Source organism: Paludifilum halophilum, assembly GCF_002245355.1.
Lineage (GTDB): Bacteria > Bacillota > Bacilli > Thermoactinomycetales > DSM-45169 > Paludifilum > Paludifilum halophilum.
This window is the reverse complement of the sequence record NZ_NOWF01000029.1, coordinates 1-1702: the sequence shown is the minus strand read 5'-3', so window position 1 is coordinate 1702 and position 1702 is coordinate 1. Positions and strand designations below refer to the sequence as shown.

Genomic DNA, 1702 nt, shown 5'->3' with positions numbered 1-1702 from the left:
AAAACCAAAGAGCGAACATGAACCCCGTGATGGTTCGTTCTTGTGTATCGGACCTCAAGGTCCCGATAACTCCGTAGAAAGGAGGTGATCCATCCCCACCTTCCGGTAGGGATACCTTGTTACGACTTCACCCCAATCATTTGCCCCACCTTCGGCGGCTGGGTCCCAAAGGGTTCCCTCACCGACTTCGGGTGTTGCAAACTCTCGTGGTGTGACGGGCGGTGTGTACAAGGCCCGGGAACGGATTCACCGCGGCATGCTGATCCGCGATTACTAGCGATTCCAGCTTCACGCAGGCGGGTTGCAGCCTGCGATCCGAACTGAGACTGGTTTTTGGGGATTGGCTTCACCTCACGGCTTCGCTTCCCGTTGTACCAGCCATTGTAGCACGTGTGTCGCCCAGGGCATAAGGGGCATGATGATTTGACGTCATCCCCACCTTCCTCCGGCTTTCACCGGCTGTCTCTCTAGAGTGCCCACCTTGACGTGCTGGCAACTAAAGATAAGGGTTGCGCTCGTTGCGGGACTGAACCCAACATCTCACGACACGAGCTGACGACAACCATGCACCACCTGTCTCCGCTGCCCCGAAGGGAAGGTGTATCTCTACACCGGTCAGCGGGATGTCAAGCCCTGGTAAGGTTCTTCGCGTTGCTTCGAATTAAACCACATGCTCCACCGCTTGTGCGGGCCCCCGTCAATTCCTTTGAGTTTCAGCCTTGCGGCCGTACTCCCCAGGCGGAGTGCTTATTGGGTTACCTTCGGCACAGAGGGCGTGAAACCCCCAACACCTAGCACTCATCGTTTACGGCGTGGACTACCAGGGTATCTAATCCTGTTCGCTCCCCACGCTTTCGCGCCTCAGCGTCAGTTACAGGCCAGAGAGCCGCCTTCGCCACTGGTGTTCCTCCCGATCTCTACGCATTCCACCGCTACACCGGGAATTCCGCTCCCCTCTCCTGCACTCAAGCCTGCCAGTTTCTGATGCACCCCCACGGTTGAGCCGCGGTCTTTCACACCAGACTTAACAGGCCGCCTGCGCGCGCTTTACGCCCAATAATTCCGGACAACGCTCGCCCCCTACGTATTACCGCGGCTGCTGGCACGTAGTTAGCCGGGGCTTTCTTCTCCGGTACCGTCATGCAAAAGGCTTCTTCAACCTCCCGCCGTTCTTCCCGGAGAACAGAGCTTTACAACCCGAAAGCCGTCCTCACTCACGCGGCGTTGCTCCGTCAGGCTTTCGCCCATTGCGGAAAATTCCCTACTGCTGCCTCCCGTAGGAGTCTGGGCCGTGTCTCAGTCCCAGTGTGGCCGGTCACCCTCTCAGGTCGGCTACGCATCGTCGCCTTGGTAGGCCGTTACCCCACCAACCAGCTAATGCGCCGCGGGCCCATCCGCAAGTGACAGCCTAAGCCGCCTTTCCCCATCGCCCCAGGTGAGACAATGGGAATATCCGGTATTAGCTCCGGTTTCCCGGGGTTATCCCGGACTTGCGGGCAGGTTGCCCACGTGTTACTCACCCGTCCGCCGCTGACCTCCAGGGAGCAAGCTCCCCTTCGGTCCGCTCGACTTGCATGTATTAGGCACGCCGCCAGCGTTCGTCCTGAGCCAGGATCAAACTCTCCGTTAAAGGCGAGCTTGATTGCTCGAATAGACAGGGTCCTGTTCGCTCTTCAGTTTTCAAGGAACGCTTCCCGTTGTC

The 1702-nt window shown here is 58.5% G+C and carries 1 rRNA gene; it reads right to left on the bottom strand.

Annotated features, from left to right (window positions below):
• Positions 1–77: 77 nt before the first annotated feature.
• Positions 78–1630 (bottom strand): 16S ribosomal RNA (locus CHM34_RS18245).
• Positions 1631–1702: the final 72 nt, after the last annotated feature.